Source organism: Muricoccus harenae, from assembly GCF_009848505.1.
Taxonomy (GTDB): Bacteria; Pseudomonadota; Alphaproteobacteria; order Acetobacterales; family Acetobacteraceae; genus Roseomonas; species Roseomonas harenae.
In genome coordinates this window covers 1-594 of the sequence record NZ_WWDL01000117.1, presented here as the reverse complement: position 1 = coordinate 594, position 594 = coordinate 1, and the positions used below count along the sequence as shown (strand labels likewise).

General features: G+C 69.0%; 1 pseudogene. It reads left to right on the top strand.

The features are described 5' to 3' along the window. A pseudogene (locus GSE44_RS26110) lies at positions 1 to 594 on the top strand (IS630 family transposase); the annotation flags it as partial.

Genomic DNA, 594 nt, shown 5'->3' with positions numbered 1-594 from the left:
GTGACTGGGTGCACCGCTACAACGCCGAGGGGCTTGCTGGGCTGGCAAACCGCCGTGCTCCGGGTCCGGCTCCACGGCTCTCGAGCGAGCAGGAGGCGGTGGTGGCCCGCTGGGTTGAGGAAGGACCAGACCTGGAGCGGGACGGCGTCGTGCGCTGGCGCTGCCGCGACCTGCAGGAGCGGATCAGCAGCGAGTTCCGGGTCAGCCTGCATGAGCGCACGGTCGGCAAGCTGCTCGCTAAGCTGCGCTTCCGCCGACTTTCCGTGCGGCCACAGCACCCCCAGAGCGACCCTGCCGCGCAGGCGGCTTTTAGGGGGGCTTCGCTGATCGGGTGAAGGAGGTTGTCGGCGCGGTTGCACCCGGCACTCCCCTTGAGATCTGGTTCATGGACGAAGCCCGGGTGGGCCAGCAGGGTACGCTGACACGGATCTGGGCCAAGCGGGGCACACGCCCGCGGGCTGTGCGTGATCACCGCTATAGCTGGGCCTGGCTCTTCGGTGCGGTCTGCCCCGAGCGCGCCGTTGGTGCGGCTGTCGTGCTGCCCGAGGTCAACGTAGAGGCCATGAACATCCACCTGGCCGAGATCAGCCGCTG